The 16,030-nt window shown below is 41.9% G+C and carries 19 protein-coding genes and 1 pseudogene; 12 read left to right on the forward strand and 8 right to left on the reverse strand.

What is annotated here, in order from left to right:
• Window positions 1-54: 54 nt before the first annotated feature.
• Window positions 55-1,140: a selenide, water dikinase SelD gene (selD, locus tag LS684_RS22350; protein ID WP_432418842.1), complete on the reverse strand. Its 1,086-nt coding sequence runs from the start codon at window positions 1,138-1,140 to the stop codon at window positions 55-57.
• Between the two features lie 187 nt (window positions 1,141-1,327).
• Between selD and LS684_RS24245 the strand changes: the two are divergent.
• Window positions 1,328-1,513, forward strand: a pseudogene (locus LS684_RS24245) (Rdx family protein); the annotation flags it as partial.
• A gap of 56 nt (window positions 1,514-1,569) precedes the next feature.
• Here LS684_RS24245 and LS684_RS22355 read toward each other — a convergent pair.
• Window positions 1,570-1,962, reverse strand: coding sequence for an Hsp20/alpha crystallin family protein (locus tag LS684_RS22355; protein WP_169214903.1), 393 nt, complete (start codon window positions 1,960-1,962; stop codon window positions 1,570-1,572).
• A 100-nt stretch (window positions 1,963-2,062) separates the two neighbouring features.
• Between LS684_RS22355 and selA the strand changes: the two genes are divergently transcribed.
• On the forward strand, window positions 2,063-3,466 hold the full coding sequence (selA, locus tag LS684_RS22360) for an L-seryl-tRNA(Sec) selenium transferase (RefSeq protein WP_233811948.1): 1,404 nt from the start codon (window positions 2,063-2,065) through the stop codon (window positions 3,464-3,466).
• 55 nt (window positions 3,467-3,521) lie between these two features.
• Here selA and LS684_RS22365 read toward each other — a convergent pair whose 3' ends face one another.
• A complete protein-coding gene (locus LS684_RS22365) occupies window positions 3,522-3,662 on the reverse strand; it encodes a small acid-soluble spore protein P (protein WP_169214905.1) in 141 nt (46 codons plus the stop codon).
• A 117-nt stretch (window positions 3,663-3,779) separates the two neighbouring features.
• Between LS684_RS22365 and LS684_RS22370 the strand changes: the two genes are divergently transcribed.
• Window positions 3,780-4,040, forward strand: coding sequence for a hypothetical protein (locus LS684_RS22370; RefSeq protein WP_169214906.1), 261 nt, complete (start codon window positions 3,780-3,782; stop codon window positions 4,038-4,040).
• An 82-nt stretch (window positions 4,041-4,122) separates the two neighbouring features.
• Here the strand turns inward: LS684_RS22370 and ltrA are convergent, their stop codons facing one another.
• Window positions 4,123-5,379 carry a group II intron reverse transcriptase/maturase gene (ltrA, locus tag LS684_RS22375; protein ID WP_233811949.1) on the reverse strand — a complete coding sequence of 419 codons (1,257 nt, stop codon included), beginning with the start codon at window positions 5,377-5,379 and terminating at the stop codon, window positions 4,123-4,125.
• Window positions 5,380-6,063: 684 nt separating this feature from the next.
• The gene (gene sspO, locus LS684_RS22380; RefSeq protein WP_169214920.1) at window positions 6,064-6,213 is read right to left on the reverse strand and encodes a small acid-soluble spore protein SspO; all 150 of its coding nucleotides are present in this window, start codon (window positions 6,211-6,213) and stop codon (window positions 6,064-6,066) included.
• Window positions 6,214-6,539: 326 nt separating this feature from the next.
• Between sspO and acnA the strand changes: the two genes are divergently transcribed.
• The 7 genes from acnA to LS684_RS22415 all read left to right on the forward strand — a co-directional run bounded on the left by acnA (window position 6,540) and on the right by LS684_RS22415 (window position 11,700).
• Complete coding sequence (gene acnA, locus LS684_RS22385; RefSeq protein ID WP_169214921.1) at window positions 6,540-9,251, forward strand: aconitate hydratase AcnA; 2,712 nt, start codon at window positions 6,540-6,542, stop codon at window positions 9,249-9,251.
• A 133-nt stretch (window positions 9,252-9,384) separates the two neighbouring features.
• Window positions 9,385-9,972, forward strand: coding sequence for a peroxiredoxin family protein (locus tag LS684_RS22390; protein ID WP_233811950.1), 588 nt, complete (start codon window positions 9,385-9,387; stop codon window positions 9,970-9,972).
• Window positions 9,973-10,087: 115 nt separating this feature from the next.
• Window positions 10,088-10,234 (forward strand): FbpB family small basic protein, encoded by a 147-nt coding sequence (locus LS684_RS22395; RefSeq protein WP_082892732.1) that lies wholly within the window; start codon window positions 10,088-10,090, stop codon window positions 10,232-10,234.
• A 105-nt stretch (window positions 10,235-10,339) separates the two neighbouring features.
• Complete coding sequence (locus tag LS684_RS22400; RefSeq protein ID WP_169214923.1) at window positions 10,340-10,483, forward strand: acid-soluble spore protein N; 144 nt, start codon at window positions 10,340-10,342, stop codon at window positions 10,481-10,483.
• A 67-nt stretch (window positions 10,484-10,550) separates the two neighbouring features.
• Entirely contained in the window at window positions 10,551-10,778 is a 228-nt protein-coding gene (gene tlp, locus LS684_RS22405) for a small acid-soluble spore protein Tlp (RefSeq protein WP_233811951.1), read from the forward strand.
• Window positions 10,779-10,920: 142 nt separating this feature from the next.
• A complete protein-coding gene (locus LS684_RS22410; protein WP_169214925.1) occupies window positions 10,921-11,337 on the forward strand; it encodes an acyl-CoA thioesterase in 417 nt (138 codons plus the stop codon).
• A 57-nt stretch (window positions 11,338-11,394) separates the two neighbouring features.
• Window positions 11,395-11,700: a hypothetical protein gene (locus LS684_RS22415; RefSeq protein ID WP_169215285.1), complete on the forward strand. Its 306-nt coding sequence runs from the start codon at window positions 11,395-11,397 to the stop codon at window positions 11,698-11,700.
• Between the two features lie 33 nt (window positions 11,701-11,733).
• On the opposite strand, the gene LS684_RS22420 is transcribed toward LS684_RS22415, so the two are convergent.
• Window positions 11,734-12,024, reverse strand: a complete 291-nt coding sequence (locus LS684_RS22420) for a HesB/YadR/YfhF family protein (protein WP_169214926.1) — start codon at window positions 12,022-12,024, stop codon at window positions 11,734-11,736.
• A 130-nt stretch (window positions 12,025-12,154) separates the two neighbouring features.
• Here LS684_RS22420 and LS684_RS22425 point away from each other — a divergent pair, with 130 nt between their 5' ends.
• Window positions 12,155-12,415: a hypothetical protein gene (locus LS684_RS22425; protein ID WP_233811952.1), complete on the forward strand. Its 261-nt coding sequence runs from the start codon at window positions 12,155-12,157 to the stop codon at window positions 12,413-12,415.
• A gap of 72 nt (window positions 12,416-12,487) precedes the next feature.
• On the opposite strand, the gene LS684_RS22430 is transcribed toward LS684_RS22425, so the two are convergent.
• Window positions 12,488-13,654 carry a CapA family protein gene (locus LS684_RS22430; protein ID WP_225003225.1) on the reverse strand — a complete coding sequence of 389 codons (1,167 nt, stop codon included), beginning with the start codon at window positions 13,652-13,654 and terminating at the stop codon, window positions 12,488-12,490.
• 298 nt (window positions 13,655-13,952) lie between these two features.
• Entirely contained in the window at window positions 13,953-14,534 is a 582-nt protein-coding gene (gene plsY, locus LS684_RS22435) for a glycerol-3-phosphate 1-O-acyltransferase PlsY (RefSeq protein ID WP_169214929.1), read from the reverse strand.
• 198 nt (window positions 14,535-14,732) lie between these two features.
• On the opposite strand from plsY, the gene LS684_RS22440 reads away from it, so the two are divergent.
• Entirely contained in the window at window positions 14,733-16,004 is a 1,272-nt protein-coding gene (locus LS684_RS22440; RefSeq protein WP_233811953.1) for a purine/pyrimidine permease, read from the forward strand.
• Window positions 16,005-16,030 lie beyond the last annotated feature (26 nt).

Raw genomic sequence — 16,030 nt, forward strand, 5'->3', positions numbered from 1 at the left:
TCCTTTAGAATCCAGAAGTATCCATTTACTTCTGTCAAAAGGAACAACGCTTTTTTATTTTTCAACGAGAATACTACGGTCCTGTTTTGCTGTTACTCTGCCTATGATTTGTGCAGAGATTGAATGAAAGTGCAACGCTTCAATGTATTTTTTTCCTTGATCTTCTGGGAGACTGATCAATAATCCTCCAGAAGTGATTGCGTCGCAGAGAATCCATTGGTCTTCCATTGTAAGTTCCGGGTCATAGTGTACGTTTTCTTCAAGCCACTTGTGATTTGATTTGGAACCGCCCGGTATGACTCCTTGTGCAGCCAATTCCCTCGTTCCATCTAAAATGGGAATCAAGGAGTAGGTTAAGTGTATTGTCACATCACTGCCTTTAGCGACTTCAAATGAATGGCCAAGCAATCCAAAGCCAGTAATATCGGTCACTGCATTGGGCTCAAAGCGTTGTAAAACTTCTGCAGCTTTTTTATTTAACGTACTCATGACGTCTATTACTTCTTTTTCCTGGGATTCGCTCACTACTTTACGCTTGATACCCGTAGTCATGATCCCAACTCCAATAGGTTTCGTGATCAAGATGACGTCTCCTTCTTTAGCACCGTTATTCGTCCAATATTTTTTCGGGTGTACGATCCCGGTTACGCTTAAACCGAATTTAGGTTCCTGATCATCAATGGAATGTCCTCCAACCGTGACAGCGCCTGCTTCGATTACTTTACTTTGTGCACCAGAGAGGATGGAGGTAAGGACGTGACCTCCCAGTTTTTTTATCGGAAAACCCACAATATTCAAAACAGTTTTAGGGGTTCCACCCATTGCATATACGTCGCTTAGAGCGTTGGCTGCTGCTATTTGACCAAACGTATAGGGGTCATCCACGATGGGGGTAAAGTAATCTACGGTTTGTACCATGGCAAGTTCTTCAGTCAATTGAAAGATACCGCCATCGTCGGATGATTCATTCCCTACTAATAATGCTTCCGTTGATGGTTGAGGGGGCAGCTGACGCAGCACGTGCGTCAGGTCACTAGGACTAAGTTTGCAGCCTCAGCCAGCTTTTGACGATAGTTCTGTCAGTCGAATGATTTCTTCTTTACTCAAACTCTTCACCCCTTTATGTATGTATACTTTCATTGTACAGGATAAAAATACAAATGAGCAAAGCACTAGTCACTATAATGAATGGGAATAGAGTGATTTGCACATGTATCTTCTCTATAATAGAATGTAAACAAAGAGGAACTAAGAAAAAAGGAGGAATTTTCAAATGGAAAATCGATCCATTATACTTGAATTTTGCATGAGGTGAAACTACGCACCTAAAGCCGCGAGTTTCGCGGAACAGCTATTCAACCATTTTCGTACAGAGATTCATGAACTAACGTTAGTACCATCTTCTGGAGGAGCCTTCGAGATTACTGTGGACAATAAAAAAATTTACTCCAAGCTCGATACGGGGGTATTTCCAGAGATCAGCCATATCATTTCAACAATTGAATCCCTTTAGCAGAGAAAAAGGTCTGAGTTCGCCTCAGACCTTTTGAATCTATTTAGAGAAAGTGGTTACTCATTGGACAATCCCTGTACCCTGATGACATAGGATGTGGGAGAGGGGCAGTCCTTTTTCGGAACGTTTATTTCGATCGTATGATGTTCGATCGAATATGTGATGGCCCGTTGTTTCAAACAAAAAGGAAAACGAATGGTGCGGTTCCTCACCTTGATTTCATCTTTCATTAATATTGATAATGACAGTTGAGTGTCATCCTTCTTGATGATCAACTCATCCGGACAAATGTTTTCAGTCTCAATTTCTACAATGAACGCTTCGGTAGTATCCAGAAAGTCCACCCTGAATTCTTGTTCATCCAATTGAAACGTAGCAGGATCCAATAACCAATCCTTCATATTCTCTTCCCAGTTCTCTAAATAAAAATCCTCCTTATCCTTGCTCATTCACACCTGACCCCCAACATACTCTTTTACACATTGTATTCGTTCTAATTTAATTGGTGAGGGTGTTATAATCAGTATAAACGCACAAAGGAGGTCACCAATGAACAAGTTAGTCAGACATATCCCACCTATCCATGAACTTCAACATACCACTCATTTCCAAACTTTCCTTAGTAAACATCGACTTACCAAGGAAAGAGGGACGGACCTCATAAAAAAAACGGTTACCAATTTCAGGAATTCCATTCTGGATGGGCAGTGGGCAGGACCTCATCCAGAATCACCTGAGTTTATTGTCAAGTTGTTCACAGAAGCCGATTCATTGATGCACAAATCGTATTCCCTGTCACTTCGGAAAGTCATCAATGCATCTGGAACCATTTTACATACAAATTTAGGACGTGCCCCGTTGGCAGGGGATGTCCTTGAACATGTGAAAGACACGGCAGGTCACTACAGTAATCTTGAATACAATATTGATGAGGGGACCAGGGGGTCAAGGCATGTCCACGCTGAGAAATTCATCTGCGAGCTGACCGGGGCGGAATCGGCCATGGTTGTAAATAATAATGCTGCAGCAGTCTTCCTGATTCTTTCTTCACTTGCCAAGCATAAAGAAGTCATCGTATCCAGAGGAGAACTAGTGGAAATCGGCGGTTCGTTTCGCATTTCTTCCATTATGGAAGAAAGCGGGGCAAAGCTTTCAGAAGTGGGCACAACGAATAAAACACATTATAGGGACTTTGAATTGGCAATAGGAGAGGAAACGGCCATGATCATGAAGGTACACCAAAGTAATTTCGTGATCAAAGGATTCACTGCATCCGTGTCCACAGATGAACTTGTTCGGTTGTCCCGTCAACATCCACAAGTCATCTATTATGAAGATTTAGGAAGCGGTGCCCTATTTGACTTCACTCAAATGGGAATCGGAGCAGAACCCCTAGTGAAAGATGTGATAAAAAAAGGGGTGGATCTTGTTTCGTTCAGCGGGGATAAATTACTGGGAGGGCCTCAGGCAGGGATCATCGCAGGGAAAAAGCATTGGATCGAACAATTAAAAAAGCATCAGCTTGCCCGTATTTTACGTGTAGACAAAATGACCTTGGCAGCTTTAGAGATGACTCTCATGCATTATATAACAGGGGATGTGTTGGATAAAAACCCCACCATTGAGGCTATCACCAGGAAAAAAGAAGACATATTACAGCAATCCAGCCTTTTTTCTAAAGAAGGCAGGTGTCTGTTACCTGATTTCACTTTTGATATAATGGAAGGAAAAAGCCAGATAGGGGGAGGGACCATGCCGGATGTTGAGTTAGACACTTACCTTGTTTCCGTCACCCACAACAATATGTCAGCGAGGGAACTGCAAGATAAACTCAGAACGGGCAATCCCTCCATCGTTACCATGATTCAAGAGAATTCTGTCCTCTTTGATCTACGAACAGTCTCTCTGAAGGAACAAGGACAATTGCTCCATGCACTAAAAAATTTGCATTAAATAAGGAAAGGGAATGCAGGATGGACCTACCCATTCCTGCATTCCCTCCTAGAGACTACATATCGTGATGGCTATGTTGTTTTTGTCGGGTATGGTTTCGATTTTTCACTTTATGTGATCCACTTAACGCTTCCGGCTGTCCTGATTCTTTCGGTGCATTTTTACGCATATCTTTGCTGTCATTTTTATTCGTCATACATCATCCCTCCTGTTCTTAGGATGCTATGGTGGAAAACAGTTTATTCATGGGTATACTTTCAATCCACTTTGACCATACTAAAAAGGCTATTTTCACAATAAGGAGAGATGATGTATGCCATACCATAAAAATAAGCAGCAAGCTTATCAGGCTGCCGAACAGAGTGTGACTGAAGTCCAAAATACAATCAATGAACTGGTTTTGGATGGAGCCAGTTATGGTACACAACTGGCCCACTTAAAAAATGAAGTCAACGAAGCCTATCAACAGATCGAAAATGCTCTTGAAGTGGCATCCGACACACAGAGAGCACAGCTTCAACAATTTAAATCAGATTTATCATCCATCGTCAATGAAGTAAACGGACAAGTGTAAAGACAATAATCGAGTAGGAGGGGGTGACTAACCCCCGACCTCTCACACCACCGTACGTACGGACCCGTATACGGCGGTTTCTTTAAGATTGACGTATGGTTGAATACCTTTCATACAAGCTTAGGAGCCCTAAATGCTTCCAAAAAGAATTGTTTAGGGTTCTTCCTAATATAGGGCTATTCGTTATTCTCCAGTATCCCTTTCGGGAGTTTGCCCATTCATGAGCTTTTCGGCGAGGGACCCCTAATTGAACGAGATTCCGTTTCCTTGCTTTTGGTATTTTCCAGTCCTTCCACATACACATTCTTAACCTTCTTCTAATCCATCCATCTAACTTTTGAAAGATACTGGCTGTATCAGCTAAGGCAAAGTATCCGCACCAGCCCATTAGATATTGGTTGAGTCGATTGATTCGATACGCCATCGACCAGCCTTTTGACCTTGAGGTCAATGCTCGAATGTTCTCTTTCAATTTCATTAGACTCCTATGATGGACTCGAACTCTCGGAATTTTATGTGGAGTGAATGAAAAACCCAGGAACTTTCTCTTCCATGGTCTGTCAACTGCTGACTTTTCTCGGTTCACTTTGAGTATTAATTTCTTCTCAATAAAATCCGTTATCGAATTCTTGACCCGTTCACCAGCTTTCTTTGACTTTACATAGATATGAAAGTCGTCCGCATAGCGGACAAAACGGTGTCCTCTCTGTTCCAGTTCTTTGTCCAGTTCATCTAGGAGGATATTAGCTAACAGAGGACTTAATGGACCACCTTTTGGTGTCCCCATTTCAGTTCTTACAGAAACCCCATTCTCCATTACACCTGCTTGTAGGTATCGGTAAATAAGTTTAAGGAGGGTTTTATCCTTTATTTTCTTAGCTAATATACCCATTAATTTATCGTGATTCACTTTGTCAAAGAACTTCTCTAAGTCCATATCAATTACCCATCTATATCCTTCTCTTATATAGTATTTGGCTTGTCTTATTGCTTGGTGGGCCTGTTTGTTCGGCCTGAAACCAAAACTATATTTGGAAAACTCCGGGTCGTAGACCCTGGTTAATGTTTGGGCAATCGCTTGTTGGATGAATCGATCTACCACGGTAGGGATACCCAGTAACCTTATTCCTCCGTCTGGTTTCGGGATTTCGACTCGACGGAACGGAGAAGGTTTGTAGGTTCCCTCCTCTAATTGTTGACGTAAAGAATCCCACTGCTTCATGATATGACTTCGCAGGTTTTGTACGGGCATATCGTCCACACCGTGACTCCCTTTATTACGTTCAACACGTTTCAATGCTTGTATGAGGTTGTCCCGTGATAGTATTTGATTCATCATAAGATATCTCTCCTACGCGAGCGAATGGCTCTATTTCTTCCACTTTCTACTCCACACTCTCAAAGTCCCCCATGGACTTCACCATTTCCTCCTTTGAGTAGCCTCAAGGATGAGTTGTCTGTTTCATGATAGAAAGTGCCTCCCTAGGCATCGCTCTTTCTTAAAGATTCCGTCCTTCCCACCTCTCTCGAGTTAAGGTGGTACTATGACTTCTGCTGACTTCTGACAGTTCAGCTATTTATCACTAAATAGGTTGCCAAGTGTACTTGGCGTTCCGTCAGACCTCCCCGGGTAAGTGCACAAACTTCCTTTCCATGTACCCGCCTCATTTACTACATTCCCCTTTGGTCGTTGAACTTTGACTTGTTTTGCAGTCTCATTCAAGAAATGTAGCCTAGTATGAGATTCGTGTTCCTCGGGTCGGAAATTTGCTTACAGCTTCCTTCAGATTCCAGGTCACCCTGGACACCCTTGCCTTCAGCTAACGGCTACAACGACCTTCACCGTTCGGGACTTGAACCCTAAAGCGTGTGCACATGCCGGGCACACAAAAAAACCCGCTCTGAGGATAGTATCAGAGCGGGTTTCATTTTTGAATAAACAGGGTAGGGGAAGAAGGGAAGAGCTCGTTACATATAGACGCGTGATTTAGTTAGCACAGTATTCAATTGCCGACAATAAGAATTACTGATTGGTTTTACGTTTCTTATTGAACTGCTTTTGAGCTTCTGTCAATGGTTCATTTGAATACTCTTCATTGTAACCTGCACCTGTCCCTTGTGATTTAGCAGCATTCATACCGGTAATCACATGGTTTGCTTTACGTTTAGCCATTTTCTAGATCACCTCCATAAGAATAGAGTTCCACCTTATTCTTCGCCTTATTAGAGGGAGTGGCTGACAGATTTATTTTTTTAAGATAATATTTTTTTGCTGTTGACACGTTTTGACAAAGGCCGAAATGTTGTCATACCAATATTTCTCTAGAAACCTTAAGGAGTTTATGGTTTCAGATAAGAAAAACTTATCAAAAACAATAACTTTATTGTTATTTACTTATGTAATCGCTTGTATTAAGATGGAAATGTGAGAAAAGTTCGTTAGTTTAGAACGAAAACTTTTCGACTTATTGTGTGATGTAGTTTAGAGGGGGAATCGAAATGGCAAAGAACGATGTATTTAATGCACGGTCTTCTTTCGAACTAGAAGGAAAACGTTATCATTATTATCGTTTAAAAGCGCTTGAAGAAGCAGGAGTAACAAAAATTAATCGCTTACCTTATAGTGTAAAGGTATTGCTTGAGTCTGTACTTCGTCAATTTGACGGACGTGTGATCAACAAGGAACACGTTGAAAATTTAGCGAACTGGGGCTCAACTGAAGTGAAAGATGCAGAAGTACCATTCAAACCTTCCCGTGTTATCCTTCAAGACTTCACAGGGGTACCGGCCGTGGTTGATTTAGCATCTTTACGTAAGGCAATGGCTGATATAGGGGGAGACCCTCAAAAGATCAATCCTGAAATCCCGGTTGATCTTGTTATCGACCATTCCGTACAAGTTGATAAATATGGAACTGCAAATGCATTGCAAGCCAATATGGACCTTGAGTTTGAACGGAACGCAGAGCGTTATCAGTTCCTTAGCTGGGCTCAAAAAGCATTTGAAAACTATCGTGCTGTTCCGCCTGCAACAGGTATCGTTCACCAAGTTAACTTAGAATATCTGGCAAATGTTGTACACGCTGTTGAAACAACAGAGGGCGACTTTGAAACGTATCCTGATACATTGGTGGGTACTGATTCTCATACTACGATGATTAACGGTATCGGTGTATTAGGCTGGGGTGTAGGTGGAATCGAAGCCGAAGCAGGAATGCTTGGTCAACCATCATACTTCCCTATCCCTGAAGTAATCGGGGTGAAATTGACTGGAGAACTTCCTAATGGTGCAACAGCTACTGACTTAGCTCTTAAAGTGACACAAGTATTGCGTCAAAAGGGTGTAGTAGGCAAATTTGTTGAGTACTTCGGAACAGGAGTGGCAACATTACCGCTTGCTGACCGTGCAACCATTGCCAACATGGCTCCAGAGTATGGTGCTACTTGTGGTTTCTTCCCGGTGGATTCTGAGTCACTGGACTACCTTCGACTAACAGGTCGTGAAGAGGATCATATCAAGATGGTTGAAGAATACCTGAAGAAAAACGAAATGTTCTTCACTCCTGAAAAAGAAGAGCCAACCTATACAGATGTAGTGGAAATTGACCTTTCTGCCGTGGAACCAAACCTTTCCGGACCAAAACGTCCACAGGATTTGATCCCTCTTTCTGATATGAAAGAAGCTTTCCAACATGCAATTACAGCTAAAGAAGGAGTTCAAGGCTTCGGTTTAGATGCATCTGAAATCAATAAAACGGCTAAGTATACAACAGAAGATGGAAAAGATGTTGTGATGCCTACGGGAGCGATCGGAATCGCTGCCATTACATCATGCACAAACACATCGAACCCATATGTCATGCTGGGTGCCGGCTTAGTTGCCAAGAAAGCAGTCGAGCTTGGAATGAATGTTCCGGATTACGTGAAAACATCACTCGCGCCAGGCTCTAAAGTTGTAACGGGTTACCTAAGAGATTCAGGCTTATTGTCATACCTGGAAGATATCGGCTTTAACCTTGTAGGATATGGTTGTACAACATGTATCGGTAACTCTGGTCCATTGCGTCCTGAGATCGAGAAAGCTGTGTCAGATGCAGATTTACTTCTAACATCTGTATTATCAGGTAATCGTAACTTTGAAGGACGTATCCATCCACTTGTGAAGGCGAATTACTTAGCTTCCCCACCTCTTGTGGTTGCTTACGCATTAGCTGGTACAGTGGACATCGACCTCCAAAAAGATTCATTAGGTAAAGATAAAGATGGTAATGACGTATTCTTCAAAGACATCTGGCCATCACAAGATGAAGTGAAAGATGCTGTCAAGTCAACCGTTACTCCAGAATTATTCCGTAAAGAATACGAGCATGTTTTCTCAGAAAACGAGCGTTGGAATGAGATTAAAACAAGCAACGAGCCTCTTTACAGCTTTGATGAGAACTCGACATACATCCAAAATCCAACATTCTTTACTGGACTCGCGACTAATCCTGAAGATATTAAAGGTCTAAATGGTCTTCGTGTAGTTGGTAAATTTGGAGATTCCGTTACAACTGACCACATTTCACCAGCAGGTGCCATCGGTAAAGATACACCGGCTGGAAAATATCTTCGTGCCAATAATGTAGAACCTCGTGATTTTAACTCATATGGTTCACGCCGTGGTAACCATGAAGTGATGATGCGTGGGACGTTTGCAAACATCCGCATCCGTAACCAAATTGCTCCTGGCACGGAAGGTGGTTTCACCACTTATTGGCCTGAGAATGAAGTAATGCCAATGTATGATGCATGCATGAAGTATCAACAAGATGGTACTGGATTAGTCGTACTGGCAGGAAAAGATTACGGTATGGGATCATCCCGTGACTGGGCTGCAAAAGGTACAAACCTTTTGGGTATCAAGACTGTTATCGCTGAAAGCTACGAGCGTATCCATCGTTCAAACCTTGTCATGATGGGTGTTCTGCCACTACAATTCAAGAAGGGTGACAGTGCTGAGTCATTAGGTTTGACTGGTAAGGAAACCATTTCTGTCAATATTACAAATGATGTAAAACCTCGTGATATCTTAACGGTTACTGCAGTGGCTGAAGATGGATCGAAAACAGAATTCGAAGTGCTTGCTCGTTTCGATTCTGAAGTAGAAGTAGACTACTACCGTCATGGTGGTATTCTACAAATGGTACTTCGAAATAAATTACAGGCATAATGACTGCCTAAGTCCCGGGTTTCCCGGGACTTTTTTTATTTCTTCCATTGTTGTTCTCCAATACCTGGACTAAAAACAGACAAGCAGTCATAAGATGGTAATACGATTATTTCACAGAGAGGAGCGTTCTCCCTTGAAATCCATTTTTGGGACTTTGCTTGTGATTTTATTCATTTTCGCATTCTACATGGAAAATAAATCAAATCCCCATATCTTTTCAGAAAATACATTTCAACAAACAGAGTCGTATGATCAACTCATTGATATAGAAGAAGGAGAGTTGCCAGAAGCAACACCCTCAGAAAACTTTCCAGGACCAAATGTAGGAGACCGGGCCATCGACTTTAAACTTGAGACATTAGAGGGTAAATCCATTACACTGTCTGACTTAAAAGGAAAAAAAGTGATTTTAAACTTCTGGGCCACCTGGTGTCCACCCTGTAAAGAAGAAATGCCAATCATGCAACAATTCCATGAACAATACGGTACAGATGTAAAAATCCTGGCGGTCAATATCGATCCCCAATACAACGTAAAAGAATACCAAAAAGCAATGGGACTAACCTTTCCCATCCTCTTGGATAAAGACGACAAAATAAACAACGCCTACGACATCCTAACTGTCCCAACAACCTTTGTCATCAATGAAAAAGGCATCATCACCCACAAACAAATCGGCGCTCTCACCACCCTTGACGCCTTCACCGCATTAATTGAGTGAGGGACGGACCTCAACTTAACCTATAGCTAACCTCTTCCATTGTGACCTTTGTTTAAAATATCTGACATTTGGATATACTATTGGTAACACTACAATGGAAAGCGAGGGGAATCAATTGCGCAGACCTAGGAAAAAATCTTTTGCAGATCTTGTGAAAGAGAATAAAAAACAACTCCTTCTGGATCAGGATGCCATTGATGCGATTGAAGAACGAATCGATGCAAGACTTGAAATTAAGCGACCGATGGGCAAAGCCGAGTAAGAAATTACGAGGCTTATTTTTTTGTCTCCTTAAATGATTCTGCCAATTATTACGCCTTTTCTTCTATCCCATTTTGGTAATCATATTAGTAAGGAGGGGAAGTTAATGAGCAATCCAAAAGGAAGTCAGAATCATTTTGCACCAAACCATATCGGTACACAATCAAGAGCTGCAGGTGGCAACAAAGGGAAACAAATGCAGGATAAATCAGGTAAGCACGCTCAAGTCATCCAGACAAAGGGTGAATAACGCTTATTTATGAATAGGGTCTGACATGAAGGTCCGTCCCCAATATGAATAACAGGAGGAATGAAGGATGGCATGGAATAAACCGAATCCGGATGATCGCAGTGATAACGTAGAGAAGCTTCAAGGGATGGTTCAGCATACGATCGAGAATATGGAGAGAGCTGAGGAGTCCATTTCTTTCACTGACAGTGAGGAGCAGCTTCAGTCCATTAAAGATAAAAACGAGCGCCGCAGGGAAAGCCTGCAGGCATTCCGTAACGAGATCAAAGACGAGGCTCATCAAACAGAGCAATAATAGCCGTAAGACCCGAACAGCGAAGCCCTGCTGTTCGGGTTTTATCCTTCATCACCGAATCCAAAGCCAATCTGTTCATTGCACTCTTTAATTATGCTAAAATGAAAAAGTACTGACGAATAGCTTAAAGAGGGTGTAGTGAATGAAAGTTGCTGAAAAAACCATTGAGGTTCGATACGCAGAGACTGATCAAATGGGGGTTGTGTATCATGCAAACTACCTTGTTTGGATGGAATTAGGAAGGACTCAACTCATTGAAGATCTGGGATTCAGATATGCGGACATTGAAAAAGAAGGCATTCTTTCTCCTGTCATCGATCTGAATGTCAGCTATAAAACTCCCGTTCGTTACGGCGAGAAAGCGTTTGTTAAGACGTGGATTGAAGAATATGACGGACTGAGAATTACATATGCTTACGAAATTTATAATGGACAAAATCAACTTGCCATTACAGGACAATCTAAACATGTTTGTGTCAAGCAAGAAACCTTCCGACCGGTTTCAATAAGGAAGTTGTTTCCTCATTGGCATGACGCATACGAAAAGGCAAAGAAGTGATCGATCTCCCTAGTTAGGATGCCTTCTCAAAAAGGCAAGAAGGAAAGGAAGATCTCTATGGCATTCGGACTGACCAGACATGAATTACAAACATGGAAGCAGCGTGTAAAGCAGGGAGAGGTTGCATTCCTCACTCATTATTGGGTAGATGACCGATTTCCTCATGCACGATCTGTCACAAAAGTGGGCTGCAGTAATCTCATTACATTATCTCGATGGGGAGAAAAATATGGATTGAAGAAAGAATGGATTCATGAGAGGGAAGACGGTTTTCCCCATTACGACTTAATAGGAGACATTCAATATGAAATTCTCATTAAAGAAGGCCTCCACGACCATATCACCCGTTTTCTCAAAAACTGAAAATGCTGGCTATCGCCAGCATTTCAATCGGTCTTATTTTTTGTATTCGTAAGAAGGTTCCTCAAGCTCTTTATCGTAATGAACATGTAAATCATGACCATCGAAGAACCATAAATCTCTTTCTTCGATAAAAAATTCCCGGTTTTCGATTTCCACAAGTTCTCCAATATCAACCGGTTCGTCTTTGCTCACACCTAATGAAAAACTGTCATGCAGAGGACTGGAACCTCCATAACGTACATAAAAACGAATTTGTTCGCCTTCTTCTACAAGCATTTCGTTCTTAAACCACGAAAGAGCTTCTTTTGAAATATGTATCTTCATCGATGAGACTCCTTTCTCTACAGGGGATTTCCCCAGAGTGTTCTTGATTTCTGGACATAGAAGGTTTCATTTCATATTATATACATAGAAAAGGTGGAACATCTACTAATACGCATAAAGGATGAGACGAATGAATACTAAAGCATTATTATACTACATAGGTGCATTTATATTTGCCGGATTAAGTGTATTGACCTTCCTGCAACTGCACGATTCAAAATATCAGTTGGAAGCAGGGACCTTCATAATCATCTCAGCAGTCATTTATTACGGGATGGTGACACTATTCTTTAAGGGATCGCGGAAAACCTTTTTCCTGGCAAATGCCTTTCTGGCTGTTTTGGCCCTCGCAGGGATATTCTTTAATTCATTGCTCTTTGGCGGACATTAAAAAACGAGCTCCCTTGAACGGGTGCTCGTTTTTTGTTAACGCCTATTGCTTCGGGTGAATAGAAAGTGGCATTTATTCCGGTAGCCCATTCACCATATGAGAAACCATTTCTGCTTCTGAATACCCAATCATTCCATTGTTATTAGCGAAATCAAGAGGATAGATCCTGTAGTTATTGTATTGATGTTCATAAACAAACGTGGGCTGGAAATCAATTGAAGGGAAGCTGATGACAGATCCACCGGGATTCATCGTTTTTTCCACTTGAACCGTAACCATTCCCCCGATGTCTTTGAAATCATCTTTCTGTCCAGAAAGAAAATTTCCTAATGAATAGATGACAACTGCTTCTCGGCCGTCACCCGTCTTATACGTCTGGATTGGCTGCAGGACATGTGGATGATGTCCAAAGATGATATCGACACCGTTTTCCGTCAAAACCTTCGCCAGTCTTTCCTGTTCTTCAGTGGGGAAGCGCTGGTATTCATTCCCCCAATGCAGACTCATCACAACTAAATCAATATCCATATTTCTCGCTTTCTCAATTTCACGGATCATATTTTGTTCATCGATTAAATTGACTAAGTAGTCTTTTCCCTTTGGAACTGGTATCCCGTTTGTGCCATACGTGTACGAAAGCAGTGCGAACTTTATCCCATTGACGTTGAAAGTACGGATTCGTTCCTTGTCTTCAGGACTTTTAAACGCACCCACATACGGCATGGATATTTTCTCATAATAGTCGATCGCACTCAGAAGACCTTTCTCCCCTTGGTCCAAAGAGTGGTTATTAGCTGTCGTGACTGCATCTACACCGACGTTCTGTAATGCTTCTACAATTTCTTTCGGACTATTGAAGAGAGGGTAACTGGAAACACCCAGTTCCACTCCAGCCGGTGTAGATTCCTGGTTGGCAATCAGGAAATCAGGCGATGCCAGCATGTCTTTTATAGGGGCGAACATAGGGTTGAAGTTATACCCGTTTTCAACTTCCGCATCCTTATATACCGTATCGTGGAGCAAAATGTCCCCGATGGCGGCAAGAGTTGCACTGGACTTTATCGATTTACCTGATGCTTGAACTTCTCTTGTACTATGCAGGATAGAGTAAAAGTCCTCTTCCTCTTCACCTCTTATTGAACTGTTCCAGTCTGAAAATTGGTCATTGACAAGATATCCAATGACCAACAGGAATGAAGCACAAAGGAATAGTCCTGTCATTAATCGTCTTGTAGTCATATTTCATCATCCTTTATTTTTACACTACCTCTATTTTACAAAAAAAAATGGGGGATTGGGTGATATTTAAGAAAATATTGGGGTAAAATAGCCATTTTTGTGAATTTCGCACTGTTACGTATGACTTAAGATCACTCCCCGCAAAGAAAACAGGCCAGACGAACAGTATGTGCCGTTTTAGAGGAAACTGCCTCATCATCTTTCTCAAAAGAGTATATGGGTATACCTGTTTAATCCATTCAACCCATTATAAAAAGCACCCCTATATCACATGAGGGTGCCTTTAGATTTGGTGGCGTTACAGCCATTTAATTTTTGGTTCGGTTTTATTCTTTATCCGGATTATATTGGCCCGGTGCCTGTAAACAACGAAGAGGGTCAGGATTCCAACGACAATAATGAGAGGGACATCCCCAGTGAAAATCGAGTACGTAAAGGCAAGTACTGCAGCGATCATTGAAGAAAGTGACACATACTTCGTAACATATAAACAAAGGAAAAACACTACCAATAAAATTAAAAATAAAATGTAATGATACCCAAGAAGAACCCCTGCAGAAGTTGCGACTGCTTTTCCCCCCCTGAAGTTCGCGAACACGGGATACATATGACCGATCACAGCAAATACCCCGGCTAATAACATATGTACGTCACTTGCCAACAGCAATGGCAATAGAGTTGCCACGGTTCCTTTTAAAATATCCATGATTGTAACAATCATACCGGCCTTCACACCCAAGGTTCTGAATGTGTTGGTTCCACCCAGATTGCCACTTCCATGCTCACGGATATCTTTTCCGTAGAACGTCTTTCCTATCAGCAATCCTGATGGGATAGAACCTAATAAATATGATAATACGAGAATAAGGGCAAAAATCATTATCACTGCTCCTTTAAATGAACTAATCCACTTTTATTTTAACATGTTTTCCATAGGTTGGGGGAAAAATCATCAAAATATTTAGTACCTGTTCATAATAGTAGATGATATTATATTTTCTTTCAAATAATGATCCAGACAGTCATTTGTATGTTAAAATGGACACAATTTACATATTTGAAATGAAGGTGTACTAATATGCAACTGCTATTATCAGCCTTTCAATGGGTGGCCTTTATGGTCGCAGGCTCCATTGCCGCTCCTATTGCCATAGCTGATCTGTTCCAATTGTCTTCAGAAGACACAGCCGGGTTCATTCAGAGGACCATCTTTGTATTAGGTGCAGCCAGTCTCATTCAGGCATTATTCGGCCATAAGCTTCCCATCAACGAAGGGCCTGCAGGACTTTGGTGGGGAGTCTTCGCAATCTACGCCGGGTTTTCAGGGACCCTGTACAGCAGCCACGAAGAGGTGTTAACCGTTTTACAAGGCGGCATGATCGTAAGCGGAGTGATCTTCTTCATCCTTTCTGCAACTGGACTGCTGAGGAAGTTATCATCATTATTCACTCCGACGATCACCTTTATTTACTTGATGTTGTTGATTCTTCAATTAAGCGGATCTTTTATTAAAGGGATGTTCGGAATTCAGCAGGAAGGACAATCCCTTCAACCGCTAGTATTGCTCGGAAGTATTCTGACCATCCTTGTGGCATTATATTTCTCTGGTCATAAACGGAAATGGATCCGGCAATACTCCATTATTCTTGCTTTACTCTCAGGGTGGTTGATTTTTATCGCTATGGGATTGGCTGATGGGACAACAGTATCAGACCGCTGGTTTTCCTTACCCGACGTTTTAGTATTTGGAGCTCCTGTGTTCGATACGGGTGTCATTGTGACCTCAATTTTCATCACATTTTTATTAACCACTAATATGATTGCATCCATCCGAGTAATGGAAGAAGTGATGAAAGCCCAGGGGGAGCCGACGTACGAACGATATACGGAGAGTGGATTTTCCTCAGGTCTGAATCAACTATTAGGCGGCGTATTCTCTGCGATTGGATCTGTTCCCATATCCGGCTCTGCCGGGTTTGTTGCTGCTACAGGAATGTACTCGATCGTTCCATTCTTGATTGGAAGCGGAATCATCATGTTCATCAGTCTGATTCCTAAAGTGATGAATTTTTTTGCAAGCCTGCCTGCTCCGGTCGGATACGCTGTTACGACGGTCATTTTCATCAAAATGGTTGGCCTTGCCCTGGGAGAGTACCGGAAAGAAGCAGACATCGAAAGAATTCACTTTGTCGCAGGGATCTCATTGATAGTCGGTGTCGGAGCGATGTTTGTTCCAGCTTCCGCTTTTAAGGATTTGCCCGTCGTTGTGGCCTCTGTTTTGAACAACGGATTAATACTGGGCACCATTACAGCAATTTTCGTTGAACAGTATTTGATCAAAAGAAAATAACCCTTACTAGAGCCGTTGGGCATATT

The sequence above is a fragment of the Cytobacillus spongiae genome, assembly GCF_021390075.1.

Excerpts from the sequence above, each read along its gene's own strand:
- LS684_RS22440 (WP_233811953.1), top strand. The coding sequence starts at position 14,733 with ATGCAACTGCTATTATCAGCCTTTCAATGGGTGGCCTTTATGGTCGCA.
- tlp (WP_233811951.1), top strand. The coding sequence starts at position 10,551 with ATGGCATGGAATAAACCGAATCCGGATGATCGCAGTGATAACGTAGAG.
- selA (WP_233811948.1), top strand. The coding sequence starts at position 2,063 with ATGAACAAGTTAGTCAGACATATCCCACCTATCCATGAACTTCAACAT.
- LS684_RS22410 (WP_169214925.1), top strand. The coding sequence starts at position 10,921 with ATGAAAGTTGCTGAAAAAACCATTGAGGTTCGATACGCAGAGACTGAT.
- LS684_RS22415 (WP_169215285.1), top strand. The coding sequence starts at position 11,395 with ATGGCATTCGGACTGACCAGACATGAATTACAAACATGGAAGCAGCGT.
- acnA (WP_169214921.1), top strand. The coding sequence starts at position 6,540 with ATGGCAAAGAACGATGTATTTAATGCACGGTCTTCTTTCGAACTAGAA.
- LS684_RS22400 (WP_169214923.1), top strand. The coding sequence starts at position 10,340 with ATGAGCAATCCAAAAGGAAGTCAGAATCATTTTGCACCAAACCATATC.
- LS684_RS22420 (WP_169214926.1), bottom strand. The coding sequence starts at position 12,024 with ATGAAGATACATATTTCAAAAGAAGCTCTTTCGTGGTTTAAGAACGAA.
- LS684_RS22430 (WP_225003225.1), bottom strand. The coding sequence starts at position 13,654 with ATGACTACAAGACGATTAATGACAGGACTATTCCTTTGTGCTTCATTC.
- LS684_RS22365 (WP_169214905.1), bottom strand. The coding sequence starts at position 3,662 with ATGACGAATAAAAATGACAGCAAAGATATGCGTAAAAATGCACCGAAA.
- LS684_RS22425 (WP_233811952.1), top strand. The coding sequence starts at position 12,155 with ATGAATACTAAAGCATTATTATACTACATAGGTGCATTTATATTTGCC.
- LS684_RS22355 (WP_169214903.1), bottom strand. The coding sequence starts at position 1,962 with ATGAGCAAGGATAAGGAGGATTTTTATTTAGAGAACTGGGAAGAGAAT.
- plsY (WP_169214929.1), bottom strand. The coding sequence starts at position 14,534 with ATGATTTTTGCCCTTATTCTCGTATTATCATATTTATTAGGTTCTATC.
- LS684_RS22370 (WP_169214906.1), top strand. The coding sequence starts at position 3,780 with ATGCCATACCATAAAAATAAGCAGCAAGCTTATCAGGCTGCCGAACAG.
- sspO (WP_169214920.1), bottom strand. The coding sequence starts at position 6,213 with ATGGCTAAACGTAAAGCAAACCATGTGATTACCGGTATGAATGCTGCT.
- ltrA (WP_233811949.1), bottom strand. The coding sequence starts at position 5,379 with ATGATGAATCAAATACTATCACGGGACAACCTCATACAAGCATTGAAA.